Source organism: Aurantiacibacter flavus (assembly GCF_039710615.1).
GTDB lineage: Bacteria > Pseudomonadota > Alphaproteobacteria > Sphingomonadales > Sphingomonadaceae > Alteraurantiacibacter > Alteraurantiacibacter flavus.
The window spans coordinates 1-1,236 of sequence record NZ_JBDLBR010000022.1 but is presented as its reverse complement, the minus strand read 5'-3'; the positions used below and the strand labels follow the sequence as shown (position 1 = coordinate 1,236).

Below are 1,236 nucleotides of genomic sequence, written 5' to 3'. Positions count from 1 at the left end.
TGCACTGCTACCCAACCTTGGACCGCTCTGGCCTAGAGTTTTCCGCCTTTCCCAGATCCGGTGGGCTGGTCACACCGGCTGAGTTTGCCAGCATGATCGGGGGGATATTCCCGATCGCGCTGTGCGGTCGTTCTTCGTTGTAGTGTCTACGCCAGGCCTCCAGCTTTTCGCAAGCATCTTGCAGCGACAGGAACCAGTGGGCGTTCAGGCACTCGCTGCGCAGCTTGCTGTTGAACGCTTCGATGAACGCATTGTCCGTGGGCTTGCCCGGGCGGGAGAAGTCGAGGATTACACCGCGCTGGTAAGCCCATAGATCCATGTCCCTCGAGATAAACTCGCTGCCATTGTCCACCCTGATCGTCTTCGGGTAGCCGATCTTCCGGCACGCCCGTTCCAGCGTCGCTACCACATCTTCCCCCCGATAGCTGAACCGGGGATCGACCACCGGCGATAGCCGGGAGAACGTGTCGACCACCGTCAGGATACGCAGCTTGCGACCCGTCGCCAGCTGGTCGTGAACGAAGTCCATCGCCCACACATCGTTCGGCCGGACCGCCGTCGTGCGATCCTCCCTCAGCTTGGCCTTTACCCGCCGCTTGGGCGTCTTGTTCCGCAGCTGCAGACCCAACTCCCTGTAAAGCCTGTAAACCTTCTTCAGGTTCACAGCCCAACCTTCCCGGCGCAGGATGTAATACACACGCCGATAGCCGTAGCGCACGTGCGTCTCGCAGATCTCCTTAATACGCTTCTTCAGAAAGGCCGGATCGGTTCGGCGGGACTGGTAGTGATAACTGGAAGTGTCGAACGGCAGAGCCCGGCAGGCTCTCCGGATCGACACGCCCCAGTCCGCCAGCATCCCGTCGACCAGCTCGCGCTTCCGATCCGGCCTCAGAGCTTTCGGCGGATGACGTCCTGCAGCATCTCGCGATCCAGCGTCAGGTCCGCGACGATGCGCTTCAGCCGGCCGTTCTCGTCTTCCAGCTCGCGCAGCCGCCGCATCTCCGACGGCATCAGCCCTGCGTATTTCTTCTTCCAGTTGAAGTAAGTCGCCTGGCTGATCCCTGCCTTGCGGCAGACCTCCGCCACAGGCGTCCCTTCCTCACCCTGCTTGATGACGAACGCCTTCTGAGCGTCCGTGAACTTCGATGCCTTCATGCCACGACTCCTTGCCCAGCCAAGGAAATCTACGGCCGAAAACTCTAGCTGCGAATGGTCCAAAATTCAGGTGGCAGAGCA

General features: G+C 60.7%; 1 protein-coding gene. It reads right to left on the bottom strand.

Annotated elements, in window-relative coordinates; genetic code table 11:
• Positions 1-7: 7 nt before the first annotated feature.
• Positions 8-1,155, bottom strand: a protein-coding gene (locus tag ABDJ38_RS16900; RefSeq protein ID WP_429771131.1) for an IS3 family transposase whose coding sequence is annotated in 2 segments (ribosomal slippage) — positions 8-903 and positions 903-1,155 — 1,149 coding nt in all. Because the reading frame shifts where the segments join, the coding sequence is not laid out codon by codon here.
• Positions 1,156-1,236 lie beyond the last annotated feature (81 nt).